Annotated in this window: 16 protein-coding genes and 1 pseudogene; 9 read left to right on the plus strand and 8 right to left on the minus strand. The window is 69.2% G+C overall.

Annotated elements, in window-relative coordinates:
• Positions 1-16 precede the first annotated feature (16 nt).
• From ACWFR4_RS19665 to ACWFR4_RS19675, 3 genes are all read right to left on the minus strand, one after another.
• Entirely contained in the window at positions 17-772 is a 756-nt protein-coding gene (locus tag ACWFR4_RS19665) for a dienelactone hydrolase family protein (protein WP_453468747.1), read from the minus strand.
• A gap of 13 nt (positions 773-785) precedes the next feature.
• Positions 786-1,124 (minus strand): hypothetical protein, encoded by a 339-nt coding sequence (locus tag ACWFR4_RS19670; protein WP_453653600.1) that lies wholly within the window; start codon positions 1,122-1,124, stop codon positions 786-788.
• Positions 1,125-1,190: 66 nt separating this feature from the next.
• Positions 1,191-2,657, minus strand: coding sequence for a chlorohydrolase family protein (locus ACWFR4_RS19675; protein WP_453653602.1), 1,467 nt, complete (start codon positions 2,655-2,657; stop codon positions 1,191-1,193).
• 349 nt (positions 2,658-3,006) lie between these two features.
• Here ACWFR4_RS19675 and ACWFR4_RS19680 point away from each other — a divergent pair, with 349 nt between their 5' ends.
• The 6 genes and pseudogenes from ACWFR4_RS19680 to ACWFR4_RS19705 all read left to right on the plus strand — a co-directional run.
• Positions 3,007-4,014 carry an ABC transporter permease gene (locus tag ACWFR4_RS19680; protein WP_453468751.1) on the plus strand — a complete coding sequence of 336 codons (1,008 nt, stop codon included), beginning with the start codon at positions 3,007-3,009 and terminating at the stop codon, positions 4,012-4,014.
• A 107-nt stretch (positions 4,015-4,121) separates the two neighbouring features.
• Positions 4,122-5,840 carry an ABC transporter substrate-binding protein gene (locus ACWFR4_RS19685; protein WP_453653604.1) on the plus strand — a complete coding sequence of 573 codons (1,719 nt, stop codon included), beginning with the start codon at positions 4,122-4,124 and terminating at the stop codon, positions 5,838-5,840.
• Between the two features lie 62 nt (positions 5,841-5,902).
• Entirely contained in the window at positions 5,903-6,904 is a 1,002-nt protein-coding gene (locus ACWFR4_RS19690) for an ABC transporter permease (RefSeq protein ID WP_453653606.1), read from the plus strand.
• Positions 6,904-8,916: an ABC transporter ATP-binding protein gene (locus ACWFR4_RS19695; protein ID WP_453653608.1), complete on the plus strand. Its 2,013-nt coding sequence runs from the start codon at positions 6,904-6,906 to the stop codon at positions 8,914-8,916. The genes ACWFR4_RS19690 and ACWFR4_RS19695 overlap by 1 nt, the downstream gene beginning before the upstream one ends.
• Before the next feature lie 73 nt (positions 8,917-8,989).
• Positions 8,990-10,201, plus strand: a complete 1,212-nt coding sequence (locus ACWFR4_RS19700; protein ID WP_453653610.1) for an amidohydrolase — start codon at positions 8,990-8,992, stop codon at positions 10,199-10,201.
• 158 nt (positions 10,202-10,359) lie between these two features.
• A pseudogene (locus ACWFR4_RS19705) lies at positions 10,360-10,563 on the plus strand (DUF1707 SHOCT-like domain-containing protein); the annotation flags it as partial.
• Positions 10,564-10,783: 220 nt separating this feature from the next.
• Here the strand turns inward: ACWFR4_RS19705 and ACWFR4_RS19710 are convergent.
• On the minus strand, positions 10,784-11,422 hold the full coding sequence (locus ACWFR4_RS19710) for a GntR family transcriptional regulator (protein WP_453469703.1): 639 nt from the start codon (positions 11,420-11,422) through the stop codon (positions 10,784-10,786).
• A gap of 63 nt (positions 11,423-11,485) precedes the next feature.
• A complete protein-coding gene (locus tag ACWFR4_RS19715; protein ID WP_453653612.1) occupies positions 11,486-12,184 on the minus strand; it encodes an alpha/beta hydrolase in 699 nt (232 codons plus the stop codon).
• A 143-nt stretch (positions 12,185-12,327) separates the two neighbouring features.
• On the opposite strand from ACWFR4_RS19715, the gene ACWFR4_RS19720 reads away from it, so the two are divergent.
• A complete protein-coding gene (locus ACWFR4_RS19720) occupies positions 12,328-12,519 on the plus strand; it encodes a DUF2867 domain-containing protein (RefSeq protein WP_453653614.1) in 192 nt (63 codons plus the stop codon).
• A gap of 80 nt (positions 12,520-12,599) precedes the next feature.
• Here the strand turns inward: ACWFR4_RS19720 and ACWFR4_RS19725 are convergent, their stop codons facing one another.
• A complete protein-coding gene (locus tag ACWFR4_RS19725; protein WP_453468953.1) occupies positions 12,600-13,106 on the minus strand; it encodes a hypothetical protein in 507 nt (168 codons plus the stop codon).
• Positions 13,107-13,284: 178 nt separating this feature from the next.
• Entirely contained in the window at positions 13,285-14,526 is a 1,242-nt protein-coding gene (locus tag ACWFR4_RS19730) for a hypothetical protein (RefSeq protein WP_453653616.1), read from the minus strand.
• A 360-nt stretch (positions 14,527-14,886) separates the two neighbouring features.
• On the opposite strand from ACWFR4_RS19730, the gene ACWFR4_RS19735 reads away from it, so the two are divergent.
• Complete coding sequence (locus ACWFR4_RS19735) at positions 14,887-15,135, plus strand: hypothetical protein (protein ID WP_453468955.1); 249 nt, start codon at positions 14,887-14,889, stop codon at positions 15,133-15,135.
• 140 nt (positions 15,136-15,275) lie between these two features.
• On the opposite strand, the gene ACWFR4_RS19740 is transcribed toward ACWFR4_RS19735, so the two are convergent.
• Positions 15,276-15,701: a hypothetical protein gene (locus ACWFR4_RS19740; protein WP_453468956.1), complete on the minus strand. Its 426-nt coding sequence runs from the start codon at positions 15,699-15,701 to the stop codon at positions 15,276-15,278.
• A 141-nt stretch (positions 15,702-15,842) separates the two neighbouring features.
• On the opposite strand from ACWFR4_RS19740, the gene ACWFR4_RS19745 reads away from it, so the two are divergent.
• Complete coding sequence (locus ACWFR4_RS19745; protein WP_453468957.1) at positions 15,843-16,580, plus strand: class I SAM-dependent methyltransferase; 738 nt, start codon at positions 15,843-15,845, stop codon at positions 16,578-16,580.
• The last annotated feature ends 42 nt before the right edge of the window (positions 16,581-16,622 follow it).

Raw genomic sequence — 16,622 nt, forward strand, 5'->3', positions numbered from 1 at the left:
GCTGCCCGCCGCGGAATCAGAGGTTGCGGCCCAGCAGGTCGAGGAGCGCGACCCAGTGCCGTTCCGCGGCCTCGGCGTCGAAGCGGTTGGTGTCCGCCATGGTGAAGCCGTGATGGGCGCCCGTGTAGACCTCGGAGTGGTGGCGGACGCCCGCCGCGGAGAGCGCCTTGTCGAGGCGTTCGATCTGCTCGGGCGGCATGGAAGGGTCCTGGTCGGCGTGACCGAAGCAGAGCTCCGCGGTGATCCGGCCGGCGAGAAGGTGAGGGCTCGTGGAGTCGTCGGTGGCCAGACCCGCGCCGTGGAAGCCGGCCGCTGCCGCGACCCTCTCGGGATGGCTGCCCGCGGTGAGCAGGGCCAGGCGGGCGCCCAGGCAGTAACCGGTGACGCCGACGGGTCCGGCGGCCACCGCGGAGCAGTCGGCCAGCCAGGACAGGTAGGCGGCGGAGTCGCGTGCCACCGCGTCCGCGGTCAGGTCGCCCATGAGGGGGACGATCTGCTCGAACAGCGCCGGCCGCTCGGCGTCGGTGATGAAGTCGGGCAGCGCCACGACCGGCGCCCGGCCGCGGCGGTAGAACACGTTGGGGACGAGCACGGTGTACCCGGCCGCCGCGAGCCGGTCGGCCATCGCCCGCAGATGAGGGCGCAGCCCGAAGGCATCCATGTAGAGCAGGACGGCCGGGTGGGCGGCGTCGTCGTCGGGCTGGGCGAGATAGGCGTCGGCGGTGCCGTCCCCAGTGGGGATCTCGACAGTTGTGCTGCGTGTGGCGGTCATGACGTGCAGTCTCTCAGGGAGTCGCGTGAGGGATGTCCTCCAGGCCGAGTCGGTACCAGTCGTTGCCCGACAGGACGTGCAAGTCCGGGCCGCGGCCGATCACCTGTGTGTGCTTCGGCAGGGGCCGACCGTTCGGCGGCTTGAGCCGGTACTCGTCCGTGATGCGGAGGTCTTCGCTGTCGAGGGTGCCCACGGACAGCCGGTCGTGGTGTGGTCCGTAGCCGAGGGTGGCTTCCGCGACCACGTGGCCGTCGGCGTAGTGGACGATCGCGTCGCGGTCAGCGCCCACCGGACGCCACCTGGCCCGGGCGCCCACCAGAATCACCCGCTCCGCCTCCTCGTCTTCGTTCATCCCCACACCCCACCAGGGGGTGGCGTGCCGTGCCGGCGACTATCTTCGGGGGAGAGGCCGGGTGCCCTACCCCCGCGGAAACACCGGAGGGAAGAGTTCGTGCACCGGGCGACGGCGGTGGTCCCGCTCCGGATACGCCGCGCGCATCACGTCGAACAGGTCCTGACCGGCTCGTCTCAGGGCGGGGAGGTCGACGCCAGGGATCGAGCCGTCGCGCATGACGACCTTGCCCGCGACCATCGTCAGGACCGCGTCGCGCGCGGTGCCGTTGAGTACGAGGGTGCGCAGCGGATCCTCGGTGACGCCCATGCGGAAGTCGTCGAGGGCGAACGCCGCGAGGTCGGCGGTGGCCCCCGCGGCCAGGCGCCCCAGGTCCGGCCGGTGCAGTGCGGTCGCGCCACCGGTCCAGAGCGCTTCGAAGTAGCCGGCGAGGTGGGCCTGGCCCAGGTCACCGGCCTGGATCTTGGCGACCTGGGTGCCCACGTCGATTCCCCGGATCAGGTCCGGCGGGAAGGAGTCCGTGCCGAGACACAGGTTCACTCCCTGCGCCCGGTAGCCGCCGAACGTGTGCAGGTTGTGGGCGTACCGGGCGTTGGTCAGCGGGCAGTGCACGATCGACACGCCTGCGTCGGCGAGCACCGCGACATCTCCGGTGTCGGCTCCTAGCACTTCCGGGTGTACGTCCAGCACCACTCCGTGCGGAACGATCAGCCGGTCCGACAACAGCCCTGATTCGGCGATGAGTTGAAGTGGCGTACGCCCGTAGGTGTGCTGGATGAAGTCGCGCTCGGACACGCCCTGCAGGGCGTGCAGGCGTACCAGCGCGCCGCGTTCGCGTGCGGCCTGGGCGACGTCGCGCAGGAGGTCCGGGGTGAGTGTCTCGATCCGGCAGGGGAGCAGGACCCCGGTCACCAGCGGATCGGCGAGTTGTGAGGTGTGGTCCAGGAAGCGCAGCGCGTCGGCAAGGCCGCGCCGGCCCGCCTCCTCGTCGAACTGCACTGTGCGCTTGCCGTCCGCGCCGATCACGTTGACGCCGGACCGGAACGACGGCCCGAGGAAGGCACGCAGACCCAGCTTCGTGGACACCTCGGTCATGGCCACGAAGCCCTCGTACGTCTCGGCCCAGTCGCTGTGCACCTCGGAGGCGATCGGCATGTAGCTGGTGACGCCGTGCAGGGCGAGCTGGGTCAGCGCGTACTCGCGCACCGTGCGCCGTTGCGCTGCGTCGAACACCGCGCGGGGCGCGGCGAAGTAGTCCGTCGACCAGGTGAAGCCAGAGGACAGGTTCGGGGACGCCCAGGAGTCCAGGATCAGGTGGTCGATGTCGGTGAGCGCGTCGAGGTCGATGAGGCCGGGAGTGATCACCGCGTCACCGAGGTCGATGTGTTCGTCGGCCTGGTGGCGGGCGAGTTCGGTGCGCGGCCCCACGTCGACGATCGTGTCGCCGTCGATCAGCACGGCTCCGTCGGCGATCTCCACGTGCGAGCTTCCGTCGTGGGCGATCACCCAGGAAGCGGTCACCAAGGTTCTCATCGACATCCCTCTCAGATTTGGTACACCAAGTAGGCGAATCAGCCACCGAGGTCCCGGGGTGCGGGTGGCTGCGCCGCACCATCGCGGGGGCTACCGGCGCCGGGCCCGCGCCGTGCTCCGCATGACCATAACCCGGCGATGACTAGGGAAGTAAGACTGATTTGTGGTCTGTCCAGCGGTGATGCACCGGATGTCACATCACCCTGGTGGAAACCGTGATTCTTGGTATACCGTTCCGGCCACCCACACCCCAGAGCACCGAAGGATCGACGTGCCGGATCCGCATGAGTCGACGAGTCGGACGCGCCGCGCCAGCGCGCCGGAGCCCTCCGAAGGGCAGGTGGCCACCCTGCCTTCACCGGAGTCCGAGGCCGCACCAACCGAGCGCGAGCCGACCGCCGAGATCGCCACCGCGCGATCGCTGCTCGGCACGGCATGGCTTCGCATTCGGCGCAGCCGGATCGCCGTCGCCGCGCTGATCGTCGTGGCCCTGATGGTGCTGTTCGCCGTCCTGGCTCCGGTGTTGGTGGCCATCGAGGGCTCCGACCCGTTCACCTCCCGGACCGGGCCCGAATTCCTCGACAACTTCGACACACCGGGCCTGCCGCTCTCGTACTACCGCTTCCCGTCCGGCGAGCACTGGCTCGGTCTCGAACCGGGGCTCGGGCGCGACATCTTCGCCCGCATGGCCTACGGCGCGAGGATCTCTCTCACCATCGCGCTGCTGTCGACGGTGGTGTCGGTGGTCCTCGGCACCGTGCTCGGCGCGGCGGCCGGATACTTCGGCGGCAAGGTCGACATGGTGATCAGCCGCGTGATGGACCTGTTCCTGGCCTTCCCGCACCTGCTGCTCGTCCTGTCGCTGACCCCGATCCTCCAGTCCCGGCTACGGGGCACCTCCCTCGACTCGGGCAGCCTGGTGCCGATCGCCTCACTGGTGATCATCCTCGGCTTCTTCGGCTGGGCGTACCTGGCGAGAGTCGTGCGTGGCCAGGTGCTCTCGATCCGGCAACAGGAGTTCGTCGAGGCCGCGCAGGCCTACGGTGCCTCCCACCGGAGCATCATCTTCCGGCAGATCATCCCGAACGTCATGGGGGTCGTGCTGGTCTACGCGACCATGATGATCCCCACCAACATCACCGCGGAAGCGGCCCTCTCGTTCCTCGGCGTCGGGGTCAAGGACCCCACGCCCTCCTGGGGCCAGATGCTCAACGCGGCCCAGTCGGGGAACTGGTACCTCTCCGACCCGTGGTTCCTGGCCGTCCCGGCCGGCGCACTGGTGATCACCGTGCTCGCCTTCAACCTGCTCGGCGACGCGGTCCGGGACGCCCTCGACCCCAAGTCCTCCCGAGGCTGATCCACCACCTCCCCACCTCTGAGCCCGTGCTCCACCTCTCATCCTTTGCTCCACCTCGGATCGGCCCACGACGTGCGCCATCCCATTCCCGTCCGCAAGGAGATGCAGTGAACAGAAGCACCAAGGCGGCGCTCGCCCTGACGGTGACTGCCGGGCTGGCCCTCACCGCCTGTGGCGGCCCCAAGCCCACACCCGGTGACAAGGCCGGCGCCGATACGGACGCCTACGCGCCGGTGACCGTCGGGAAGGGCTACGCCACCAAGGGCGGGAACATCAACGTCCTGATGTCCTCGGACTTCCAGACCCTGGACCCCGGCAACAGCAACTACGTCCAGACCGCCAACGTCGGGCAGCTCTACTACCGCACCCTGACCATGGCCAAGGAGACCGCCGGCCGGCCGCCGACCATCGTGCCGGATCTGGCCACCGACCTGGGCAAGGCCTCCGCCGACGGCCTCACCTGGACCTACACCCTCAAGAAGGGTCTGAAGTTCGAGGACGGCACACCGATCACGAGCAAGGCCATCAAGTACGGCGTCGAGCGCACCTACGCCCGCGACGTCTACACCCAGGCACCGCAGGAGCTGAACTCGGCCCTGGCCGACGACGGTTACAAGGGCCCCTACGCCGGCGGCGACTTCAAGGCGATCGACACCCCGGACGACCGCACCATCGTCTTCCACCTCAAGCAGCCGTTCGCCGAGTTCCCCGCGCTGGTGTCGCGGTCGAACACGGCGCCGGTGCCGAAGGACAAGGACACCAAGCTCGACTACACCAACCACCCGGTCTCCTCGGGCCCGTACAAGATCAAGTCGTACGACCGCGGACGCTCGATGAAGCTGGTGCGCAACGACCAGTGGGACCCGGCCGCCGACCCCAACAGGCCTGCACTGCCTGACACGTTCACCTTCACGCTGTCCACGGCCCAGGCCACCATCAGCCAGCAGCTGCTCGCCGACTCGGACCCGACGGCGATCACGCTGGACAGCAACGGCGGACTGCAGGCGTCCGACGCGGCCAAGCTCAACGACCCCAAGGTCAAGAAGCGCACCGCGGCCGGTCTGCTGGGCTGCACGGACGTGCTGAACTTCAACACCGAGACCATCCAGGACCCCGACGTCCGCAAGGCGATGGCACTCTCCATCGACCGCGGCTCCATCCAGGTCCAGTACGGCGGCGCACGCTTCGGCAAGGTGGCCCAGTCGTACATCAACCCCGCCCAGCGCGGTTACGTCGCACAGCACACCGACCTGGACCCCGCGGGCAAACCGAAGCTGGACGAGGCCAAGAAGCTCCTGAAGGGCAAGAAGGTCCCCAAGAAGCTGGTCTACGGCTACGCGGACACCAACGCCCGCTACAAGAACGTCGGCACCGTGCTCCAGCAGAACTTCAAGAAGCTCGGCATCGACCTGCAGCTGCGCCCGATCCCGGCCGCCAACTACTACACCGTGCTGGCCGGTGACCAGATGCCGGACATCGCCCGCAGCGGCTGGTGCGGCGGCGCGGACAGCGGTTCGGTGCGCACCACCGTCGACCCGAACGTGGGGCCGAGCCTGGACGGCAAGACCTACGGCTTCTCCAACATCCCGCGTTTCCACGACCCGAAGATCTCCCGCGACATGTACAAGCTCCGCGGCACCAACGGGACCAGTGAGGAACTGGGCAAGAAGTGGGCCACCCTCTTCGACCGGACCATGCAGGCCTACCCGCTCGTCCCGCTGGTGCGCAGCTACACCAGCAGCGTGGTCGGCTCCAAGGTCCGAGGCGCCCAGATGGGTTACTTCTTCGGCGCCATAGACCTGTCGGTCGTCGGCGCCGAGCACTGACGCACGCTGCACAAGAGAGGTAATTGAACGGTGAGTTCATCCCGAGCCGGCAGGTCGCACCCATGACCAGTTTCCTGATGCGGCGCTTCGTCGCGATGATCGTGCTCTTGTTTGTCATCAGCTTCGTGACGTTCAGTCTGTTCCAGCTCGGCCCGGCGGACCCGGCCGCGGCGGCCTGCGGTCAGGAGTGCACACCGCAGCGCATCGCCGAGGCCCGGATCGCGCTCGGGATGGACAAGCCGTTCCTCACCCAGTACTTCACCTACATGTCGGGGCTGGTGAGCAGCCACACCGTCGGCGCGCCCGGCGCCGAGACCCTGTGCAACTGGCCGTGCCTGGGCAAGTCGTTCCAGACCAACGAGGACGTCACCACGATCATCGGCCGCGCCCTGCCGTACACACTGTCGGTGGCCAGCGGTGCGATCGTGCTGTGGACCATCGCCGGTGTCGGCCTCGGCCTGCTCGCGGCGCTCCGCAAGGGCCGGTTCGCCGACAAGCTGATCGTCGGCGGCGCCTCCGTCGGCGTATCGCTGCCCATTCCGGTGACGGGCCTGTTGCTGCTGCTCCTGTTCGTCAGCACGCTGGACCTGTTGCCGTTCACCACCAACGAGATAACCTCGCCGTTCGGCGCGGCGGGTCCCGGAGGCTGGCTCCTGAACTACCTGCTGCCGTGGGTGGCGCTGGCCGTGCTGTTCAGCGCGCAGTACATCCGGGTCACCCGCAGCAACATGCTGGAGACCTTCGGCGAGGACTTCATGCGCACCGCCCGCGCGAAGGGACTGTCCCGGCGGAACATCGTGTTCAAGCACGGCGCGCGGGCCGGCATCACCCCGGTGGTCACCATGCTCGGCCTCGACATCGGCGGCCTGCTGGGCGGAGCCGTACTCACCGAGCAGATCTTCTCGGTGCCGGGCGTCGGATTCACCGCGGTGCACGCCGCACAGTCCGGTGACCTGCCGGTCACCATGGCCATCACCATGATGGCCGCGTTCTTCATCATTGTCGCCAACGTCCTGGTCGACATCGCCTACGCGGTGATCGACCCGCGAGTGAGGGTCGCCTGATGACCACGCCCGAAGCCGCGCCCATGCTGGCCATCCGCGATCTACGGGTGAGCTTCCCGACCGACGACGGCGTGGTGCACGCAGTCAACGGGATGGACCTGACCCTGGCGCGCGGGGAGACCGTCGGAATCGTCGGCGAATCCGGCTCCGGCAAGACCGTCACGAGCCAGGCGCTGATGGGCCTGCTCAAGGGCACCACGGCCGCCGTCACCGGACAGATCCTCCTCGACGGCCAGGATCTCAACACGCTCACCGAGACACAGATGCGCGCCTACCGCGGCAAGAAGATCGCAATGATCTTCCAGGACCCGCTGTCGGCCATGCACCCCTTCTACCCCGTCGGCGCCCAGATCGCCGAGGCCTACCGGGTGCACAACGTCGTCTCCAAGAAGACCGCGGCACAGGTCGCCGTCGACATGCTCGGCCGCGTCGGGATCCCCGACCCCAAGCGCCGCTACTCGGCGTACCCGCACGAGTTCTCCGGCGGCATGCGCCAGCGCGCGATGATCGCCATGGCGCTCGTCTGCGAACCCGAGCTGCTGATCGCCGACGAACCCACCACCGCCCTCGACGTCACCGTTCAGGCCCAGATCCTCGACCTGCTCAACGAGCTGCAGGACGAGACCGGGACCTCCGTGATCCTGGTGACCCACGACCTCGGCGTGGTCGCCGAGGTATGTCACCAGGTCGTGGTGATGTACGGCGGCGAGTGCGTGGAGCAGGCGACCGTCGCGAAACCTCTTCAAGGACCCGCGACACCCCTACACCCAGGGACTGCTGGCCTCGATGCCGTCACTGGCGCAGCGGTCCGAACGGCTCAACCCCATCCCGGGCTTCCCGCCGTCGCTGTTGGCGCTGCCCGAGGGCTGCCTCTTCGCCGACCGCTGCCCGAAGACACACCTGGTGCCCGACGACGCCTGCGGTACGCGCCGCCCGACACTGACCGGCCTCGACGGGCACCCGTCGCGGTGCCACCTCGAGACGCTGCAACCGACCGGAGAGGTGGCCCGATGACGCCGCTGCTGGAGGTCACCGACCTGACCAAGCACTTCCCGACCCGCTCCCGTGGCTTCAGGCCCGGCGGCGGTGCGATCAAGGCCGTGGACGGCGTCAGCTTCTCCGTCGACGCCGGACAGACCCTCGGCCTGGTGGGGGAGTCCGGCTGCGGAAAGTCGACCACCGGCCGTCTGCTCATGCGCCTCCTCGAGCCGACCTCCGGGAGCGTCCGGCTCGACGGCCGGGAGATCGCCGAGCTGCGTTCGTCGGAACTGCAGGAGTACCGGCGCCGGGTGCAGATGGTGTTCCAGAACCCGTCGTCGTCGCTCAACCCCCGCCAGTCCGTGGGCAGCGCGATCGCCGCACCGCTCCTCGCCCAGCGGATCACGCCGGCCGGCGGCGTCAAGGCCAAGGTGCGGGACCTGATGGACCGGGTGGGGCTGCGCCCCGACCACTACAACCGCTTCCCGCACGAGTTCTCCGGCGGCCAGAAACAGCGCGTGGGCATAGCCCGGGCGCTCGCCCTGGACCCGCAGCTCATCATCTGCGACGAACCGGTGTCCGCACTGGACGTGTCGGTCCAGGCACAGGTCATCAACCTCCTCGAGGACATCCAGCGGGACACCGGGGTGGCCTACCTCTTCATCGCCCACGACCTGTCCGTGGTCCAGCACTTCGCCGACCGCATCGCGGTGATGTACCTCGGCAAGATCATGGAATACGGCGACACCTCACGGGTTTTCGGAGCTCCGGAACATCCCTACACGCGGGCCCTGCTGTCCGCCGTGCCCCAGCCCGACCCTGCGGCGGACCGGAGCGGGCGGATCCGGCTGAAGGGCGATCTGCCCAGCCCGGCCGACCCGCCGCGCGGCTGCGTGTTCCAGTCCCGGTGCCCCGTGCACACGCAACTGGACCCGCAGCGGCGCCAGTTGTGCACGGAGAGCGTGCCGAGCGGCGACATCGCCTGCCACCACGCCGACGTCGCGGCCGAGATGCTGGCCACGACGACCCGGTAACCCGATCCCTGTCCACACGAACAGCAGTACCGCGCAACCGAGCACAACAAGGCACAGCAGAAAGGTGACAGCAGTGTTGATCCGTGACGTCCGTCCGTGGGGTGGCGAGCGCAGCGACGTCGTCCTGTCCGGCGACCGCATCGCGGCGATCCGCCCGCACGACCCGGCCGCACAGCCGTCCGGCGAAGTGGTGGAGGGCCGCGGCCGACTGCTGCTGCCGTCGTTCAGCGACGTTCACGTGCACCTGGACTCGACCCGGATCGGCCTGCCGTTCCGGCCGCACACCGGCGGGCCCGGAGTGTGGACGATGACCATGAACGACCGGGAGAACTGGCGTTCCGCGGAGGTTCCCCTCGTGGAGCGGGTGGCCGGCACCCTGGAGCGGATGATCGCGCGCGGCACCACCCGCGTGCGGTCGTACGCCCAGGTCGACGTGGACTGCAAGCTCGAGAAGTTCGAGGCGGTGGTGGCCGCGAAGGAGAAGTTCGCCGGTCAGGCCGAGGTCCAGATCATGACGTTCCCGCAGGCGGGCATCCTCCGCGAGAAGGGCACCGCCGAATACCTGGAGGCCTCGCTGAAGGCGGGCGCCGACGTGATGGGCGGCATCGATCCCTGCACCCTGGACCGGGATCCCAAGGGGCACCTGGACGTCGTGTTCGGGCTCGCCGAGAAGTACCAGGTCGAGGTGGACATCCACCTGCACGAGCCCGGCGAGCTGGGCGTGTTCTCCACCGATCTGATTCTTGAGCGCACGCGGGCACTGGGCATGCAGGGCAAGGTCACGATGTCCCACGCCTATGAACTGGGCTCGGTCTCCGAGTCGGTGAGCCGCCGGATCATCGACGAATTCGCCGAGCTCGACATCGCGATGGCCACCGTGGCGCCTTCGGCCCGCGGGCAGCTGTCGCTGGTGGACCTGACGGAGGCGGGCGTCCGCGTGGGCCTGGGCGAGGACGGCCAGCGCGACTACTGGAGCCCGTACGGCAACTGCGACATGCTCGACCGCACCTGGCAGCTGGCCTTCACCAACAACTTCCGCCGTGACGAGCTGATCGAGATGTCCCTGGCGGTCGCGACGATGGGCGGGGCGTCGATCATGAGCCACGACGTCGCCCGCCTCGGAGGGATCGGCGACCGTCCCGGCCTTGCGGTGGGTGACCGTGCCGACCTGCTCCTTGTCGACGGCGAGACACCGTCGAGCGCGGTGATGGACCGCGGCACGGATCGCACGGTCCTGCACGACGGAGTGGTCGTCGCCGACCAACTGGCGCTGGTACGGCGCTGATCCGAGCCCTCGGGTCGCGCCTGCGGTCGAACCCGGCGCATCAGCCCTCCCCATGCCCTGACGTCGATCAGGGCCGCCAGGGGAGGGCTGATGCGCGTCTCGCGCCTGCGCGATCACCGACGTTGCCGGACTCCGTGATCGTCGACCGGAATGCGGGCGTGACGGGTGAACTCAGGCCGGCAGGTGACTCCTCCGGGCACGGCACAAGGCCCGAACTGCGCACAACGGGGCGAGACCGGGACCAGATGGTGGAGATCCTCCAGGTGGCCGCGGGGGACGGTCGGATCACCGCGGAGGAGCGGGACGAGCGTTTGGACGGTGCGTTGTCCGCCCGCACCTTCGGCGAACTCGCGGCCCTGACAGCCGACTTGCCTCGGATCGACATCCGGTCGGTGTCCGGCCCGGACACCCCCGCCACCCTACGCGTCCAGCTCGCCGGACAGTCCCGCGGCGGCGACATCACCGTGCGACCCCCACCCGCACGTCCTCGCAGTGGCCGGGCCGCGGCACACCACGGAGTACCGGCCGCTGACCTGGACCTGGACCTGGACCTGACCCCTGGACCCGGACCAGCAGCTGCGGTCAGCGGCGCTTGTCGGCGATGGCGCGGCGGCTGTTCTCCAGGTGCTCGACGACGAGCTCCTCGACGAGTGCCACATCGCGGTCCGCGACAGCGGCGTAGAGGGCCTCGTGCTCCAGCGCCATCGCGAGGAGGTCGTCGTGCCGGCCCAGCAGCCACCGCATCCGGCTGCGCAACGTACCTTCGAGTTCGCTCAGCAACTCGTTGGCCGCCATCGACGTCACCGTCTCGTGGAAGTCGGCTGCCGCGCGTCGGGCGCGGACCGCGTCGCCCGCCCTGGCGGCCGCGAGTTCCTCGTCGAGGTTCGAGCGGAGCCGCCCGAGGCCGACGCGGTCACCCCGCTGAGCGGCGAGACGGAAGGTCATCACCTCAAGGGCCTCGCGGACCTCGTTCAGATCGGCGATGTCCGTAGGTGTGAACTCCCTTACGACCGCCCACGTCCGCGGTCGCGGAGTGACCAGGCCCTCGGCGACGAGCACGCGCAGGGCATCGCGAACGGGTACGCGGCTCACCCCTATCTGCGCCGCCAGCTCGCGCTCGACGAGCTTGCTGCCGGGTTTGCGCACACCATCGAGAATGTCGTCCCGGAGCTGCCGCGTGACCCGCTCCGACTCCGGCTCGAACTCCCCTGTACCTGCCATACCCCGAGTCTCGCACGGGAACGGAACCATTTGGCGTGCGGTCCGGGTGAGGCGGCCGGCGCATCAAGGTGTGCGGGCGAGCTCGATGAGGTGCTGTGCCGTGGCTTCGGGGTCGATGATCTGGTGGAGGTGTTCACCCGGCAGGTGTGCCACGCGCAGGCCGCGTTCGCGCGCCTCGGCGGCGGCATCCTCGTACTGCGGGGCGAAGAGCAGGTAGGAACACGGGTGGTCGTCCCACCCGTCCGGGACCGGGATGTGCTGCTCGTAGTAGGACAGCGGCAGAGTGGGCTGTTCCTCGACGACGGTCTGGCGCACCGCCGGATCGGAGAACATGGGTGCCACGTCGGCCTCGTCCCACCAGTCGGTCCAGCGCGGGAGTCTGCCGTTCACGGCCATGGGGGTGAGGAACTCCAGCAACTCCGGTGGTGCGACGGGAGTTGGTCCGATTCGGGCCGGCAGCGCGGCATCGACGAAGATCGATCCGGTCACCGGATGGTCGAGCGCCGCGCGGATCACGGGGAGGAACAAGCCGGCGTTGCTGTGTGCCACCAACGTGACGGGGCTGCCGGCCGGAACCTTCCGGAGGTCGTCGCGGACCGCGCTGACGACGCGGGGCCAGAAGGGCGGGGCACCGGAGCCGATGTGCAGGAGTGACGGCACCCGCACCTGGTGACCTCTCGCCTTGAGGCGCTCGGCCACGGGGTGCCAGGTCGAGGGACCCACGGACGGACTGTGTACGAGAACGAAGACCGGCTGCTGCATACGACGATTCTGCCGCCCATCCACGCGGGGCGTGAGGTCTTGGCTGACAGCAGAAGACCTCGTATCGGCCGCGTGCACCGGCGACGCAGAGCGAGTCCATACGCGGGTCGTCGACACGCCGCAGACGCACGGCGACGTCCTCGTTGCGCCGAACGGCACGGGCGCTGCGGGACCGCCTCTCCGGCGACCTCCGCCGGGTCCGGGACGGCACCGGCGACGGCTACCGCCGCCAGACGGCCGTCCCGGTGAAGCCGAACGGGCTTCTCGGCGCGGCCTGCATGGCAGCCGTCAAACCCTTCCGCCACCTCGGGGTGTACCGGTGTACCCCGCAGTGATTCGATCCATCGGCCGCGAGTGGCAGGCCAACGCGAGCGAACGCGGTACGGGGTTCGCCGGAGAATGAAGTGACGTGTCGTCAGGCGTACGTCCAGCGCCAGGCGTTGGAGCTGTACACGCACTTGATGCGTGTGCCGCCCTCGTTGGTTGTGGCGGCGCCGTGATCGCTGTTGCGGCAGAACTGGCCGGCCGAGTAGCAGTTGCCCGCGTTGGAGACGATCGAGCAGGTGCCGGTGGTGTCCTGGCTGCCGCTTCCACTGCCCGTATCGCTGCCGGTGTCGCTGCCGGTGTCGGCTGCAGCCCGGGCGGTCTTGGTGACGGTGACCGTGGGGCGCGGCTTCGCCTTGGCCCTGATGGTCTCCGTGACGGTCGGCGCGGGCTCCGGCGTGGCGGTCACGGTGGCGGTGACAGTTTGCGCGGGCTTGGCCTCGGCGGCGACGGGCTGCTGATCGCCCTTCCCGGCGCCCACTATGAGCGCACCGGTGAGAAGCAGACCTGATCCGCCCAGCCACACCCGCTTGCGCCTACGCAGAGGGCGGGCGTCAACCGGGCGCGGCGCGGGCGGCGTTGTGTACGCGTTGGTCATATTGTCCCCCCTGAGGTGTTACAGGTGGGAGGAGGCTATTACGTCGGCGAGGTATGTGAAGGAAATATGAACTACAGGTGATTGATTTGTGACTTCATGGTTGTGCGGCCCCCGAAGTCCAACTCCCTTACGCGTGACGGTGACCTGTCCGAGTGGCTCGCGGCAGGCGCCGCCCGGCTCACTGCCACCGTCGCGCATGGGCTGCGATGGCGCCCAATACCTCCGGCATGTCCTGTTCAGGTGCGCCTATCAGTACCTCTGAGCCGCGGCCCGGGCCGTCGAGGACCTCGCAGACTGCGACCAGGGGGTGGGTCGGCTCGGTCTGCTGCGCGCGGGGTGTGTACCAGCGCTGCTGCTCTGCTCTACGCGCGCGTGCTTCTTCGTCCCGGTAGGGCTGGATCGAGTACCGGCGTACTGTGCGCGGGTCGCTGCGGTACGGCGGACGTACGGTGATCACCCGCAGCGGGCCCGGCAGCGGTTTCAGTGCCACCTTCGCGGCCGGGTCGGGGGTCGTGCCGATGACGTCCGGTCCTACGTACAGCGGGCCCCTGATGCCGAGTTTCCATGGGCCGGTCCCGGAGACATCGCCGTCCACCGGGTGCACTTCGACCGGCTGAACCGGCTCCACGTCGCACTTGCGCGGCAGTCGGGTCCGCGTCCACCAGCGCAGCCAGAGCAGAGCGGGTACCAGGAGGGCCACGGCCGCCACCGCGAAGTTCAGCACCACCGCTCGGGGCCGGGGTTCGATCAATGCCGCCAATGCCCCGACGCCGCCCGCGGTGGCCAGGGCGATTACGGGTGCGAGCCACTGCCACGCCATCGTCAGCGGGTTGCGCCGACCGCGCAGCAGCAGCCACATCGCCGCCCACAGAGGCCCGAGTCCGAGCCCCCACAGGACGGAGGTCAGGGCCGCGGGCGTGGTGAAGAGCCGTCCCGGGTAGTGGCTGGTGTGTACGACGGACCTGTCGTCGCCGCTGTCTTTCCCGGCCTGGATCATGCGTACCGAGCCGCGCCACCAGAACAGCGTCACCGGCTCTCCGGCCTGTGTCCGCCCGTACACCGAGTCCCGTTCGTCGTGGGAGCGGGTGTCGCTGTAGGTGAGTTCCATCGTGCGGCGGTGGTCGGCCCGGGTCAGTTCCAGGGTGTACTTGGTCCTGGAGCGTTTGAGCGTGTAGGCGGAGTCCCGCACGGTGACGCGTTCGCGCTGCAGGCAGTACGGCTTGCGGTTGAGGTCTCCGCCGCACACCTTCAACTGGCCGGTGCGATGGCCGTTCTCGACGATGGCCACCTTTGAGAAGTCGACGTCGTCCTGTCGTGCCTGTTGCGCGGTCTGCCACAGTGGCCAGGCCGCCCCGAGCAGCACGACTGCCAGCAGCAGGCACACTCCCGCGCGGACGAAGTCCCCGATCCCGGTTCTCATATGACCCTCGCTGCCCGAAGCCCTGCCCTGTGCCTCACCCTTCGGGGTGGGGCGCGGGGAATCCTACTCAGCTGGATCACGGGGCCGGCAGGTGGATGAAGCCGTCGTGCCCGGGCCCATGTCGAGTCACAGCCAAGGCATTCGTGGACTGAGCGCCAACGACTCCCCGGCGCGGCTCGGGGATTCTTTTCTGAGGCGAACGGCCATGACCAGGCCCTGGACTTCTCGCTGTATGCCGTCCGCTGCCTGCGCGTCGAGGCACCGGCACGGGAGCCACGACCTCGTACCGCGTCGCCGGAAGCCACTGGGCTGCCCGCGAAGGTGCGGCCAGGCGGGCCACCACTGCAGGGGGAACATCCCATGCAGATCACCAAGCGAGGCGCCTCGGTCGCCGCCGGCGGCCTCGTGTGTGCCGAGGACGGCACGGGCGACGGCTACTGCATCCGCGCCGAACTCGCCGTCGGTCTCTCCGCGAACACCAATCACGACACCGCCGCGGCCGTCCACTGCAACACCCGGAACCTTCCGGAGGGCCACACCCTCAACATGCGCGTCTGCGTGGTGAAGGGCGAGGCCATCTGCTCGCGGTGGTACTCCGTCACCGCGTGACCAGCTCCAGAGCACTGCACGGCCCCGCACTCCCGGAGCGCGGGGCACGTGGTGGCTGCCGCGGGCCGTCCAGGTCACTCGAGGCTGAGTCGCATCAGGACCCTCGGGTGACCGGCCGGTACCGACCGGCGCCATACGACTCACCGGGCCGTCATCGCCAGGCGTTGCGGGAGCCGGGTGAGGGTGGCCGTTGCCGCGAGGGCGAGCGTGACACCGACGGCGGCGGCGATGGTCGTGGCCCAGTCCGCGTCGAGGGAGTCGGACAGGAAGGCGCCGGTGAGCCGGCTCCCGCCGTACAGGAGGGCCACTGCCGCGAGGGCGGCCGGCCAGCGGTGCCGCACGCCCGTGATGATGTCGTCGACGACGTTCAGGACGACGATCACCGCCATGATGTCGGCGCCGCCGTACTCCGCGTCCCCACCGGCCACGGTGACCGCCGTCCCGACGGCGATCGACGCCAGCCAGATCCCTGTCAGGCGCGCGTACGACGTGGGTTGATGCCGTTCCGTACCGCGCGGAAGCCAGAAGAACCGCGCGATGTGCTGGGCGACCGTGTATTTCCCCATGGCCCGCGTCCCCGTTCCCCCGTTGCCGGCTCCTGCCCGCGTTCTGTGGTTGGACGCATGAGGCCGCGCCGCGGTTGTGCCGAGCGGAACTGGCCGGAGGCTACGCGAGGTTCACTGATCGTGCCCGATACCTTCGGTCGCATGGCAGATGAGGAATTTGAGCATCCACGGCTCGCCGCGGTGTATGACGCGCTCGATCCTGACCGCAGCGATCTCGACGCGTACGTGGGTATGGCGGAGGAGTTCGGAGCGCGTCGGGTGCTGGACATCGGCTGCGGGACGGGAGTGTTCGCGCTCCTGCTCGCCGATCGGGGGATCGAGGTCGTGGGGGTCGACCCCGCGCGGGCGTCCGTCGATGTGGCCCGAGGCAAGCCCGGCAGTGAGCGGGTGCGCTGGATCCGCGGCGACGCGACAGCGCTCCCGCCCCTGCGGACGGATCTGACGACCATGACGGCGAACGTCGCGCAGGCCATTGTCGATCCGACCATCTGGCGGCGGACGCTGCATGGGGCGTACGAGGCACTGCGGCCCGGCGGGCGCCTGGTGTTCGAGACGAGGGACCCGGCCGGACGTGCCTGGGAGGAGTGGAACCGCGAGGAGTCGTACTCGAAGACGCGGATCCCGGGAGTCGGCGTGGTCGAGAGCTGGGTCGAGGTGACCGACGTGAGTGGGCCGTTGGTGACGTTTCGGTGGACGTACGTATTCGCCGAGGACGGTGAGGTGCTGACCTCCGATTCGACCCTGCGGTTCCGTGAACGGCCAGAGATCGAGGCGCAGTTGGTATCGCGAGGCTTTGTGGTCGACGAGGTTCGTGACGCCGCCGACCGCCCCGGCAGGGAGTTCGTCTTTGTGGCGCGGCGTCCGGAGGGCCGGGGCTGAGCGCGACGCCGTACGACCCCACGGTTCGCGTGCGCATAGGCC

The organism is Streptomyces sp. NPDC055140 (assembly GCF_053607285.1).

What these genes read in the sequence shown, in the direction of transcription:
- ACWFR4_RS19665 (WP_453468747.1), bottom strand. Translation starts at nt 772, where the DNA reads ATGACCGCCACACGCAGCACAACTGTCGAGATCCCCACTGGGGACGGC.
- ACWFR4_RS19670 (WP_453653600.1), bottom strand. Translation starts at nt 1,124, where the DNA reads ATGAACGAAGACGAGGAGGCGGAGCGGGTGATTCTGGTGGGCGCCCGG.
- ACWFR4_RS19675 (WP_453653602.1), bottom strand. Translation starts at nt 2,657, where the DNA reads ATGAGAACCTTGGTGACCGCTTCCTGGGTGATCGCCCACGACGGAAGC.
- ACWFR4_RS19690 (WP_453653606.1), top strand. Translation starts at nt 5,903, where the DNA reads ATGACCAGTTTCCTGATGCGGCGCTTCGTCGCGATGATCGTGCTCTTG.
- ACWFR4_RS19695 (WP_453653608.1), top strand. Translation starts at nt 6,904, where the DNA reads ATGACCACGCCCGAAGCCGCGCCCATGCTGGCCATCCGCGATCTACGG.
- ACWFR4_RS19710 (WP_453469703.1), bottom strand. Translation starts at nt 11,422, where the DNA reads ATGGCAGGTACAGGGGAGTTCGAGCCGGAGTCGGAGCGGGTCACGCGG.
- ACWFR4_RS19715 (WP_453653612.1), bottom strand. Translation starts at nt 12,184, where the DNA reads ATGCAGCAGCCGGTCTTCGTTCTCGTACACAGTCCGTCCGTGGGTCCC.
- ACWFR4_RS19725 (WP_453468953.1), bottom strand. Translation starts at nt 13,106, where the DNA reads ATGACCAACGCGTACACAACGCCGCCCGCGCCGCGCCCGGTTGACGCC.
- ACWFR4_RS19730 (WP_453653616.1), bottom strand. Translation starts at nt 14,526, where the DNA reads ATGAGAACCGGGATCGGGGACTTCGTCCGCGCGGGAGTGTGCCTGCTG.
- ACWFR4_RS19735 (WP_453468955.1), top strand. Translation starts at nt 14,887, where the DNA reads ATGCAGATCACCAAGCGAGGCGCCTCGGTCGCCGCCGGCGGCCTCGTG.
- ACWFR4_RS19740 (WP_453468956.1), bottom strand. Translation starts at nt 15,701, where the DNA reads ATGGGGAAATACACGGTCGCCCAGCACATCGCGCGGTTCTTCTGGCTT.
- ACWFR4_RS19745 (WP_453468957.1), top strand. Translation starts at nt 15,843, where the DNA reads ATGGCAGATGAGGAATTTGAGCATCCACGGCTCGCCGCGGTGTATGAC.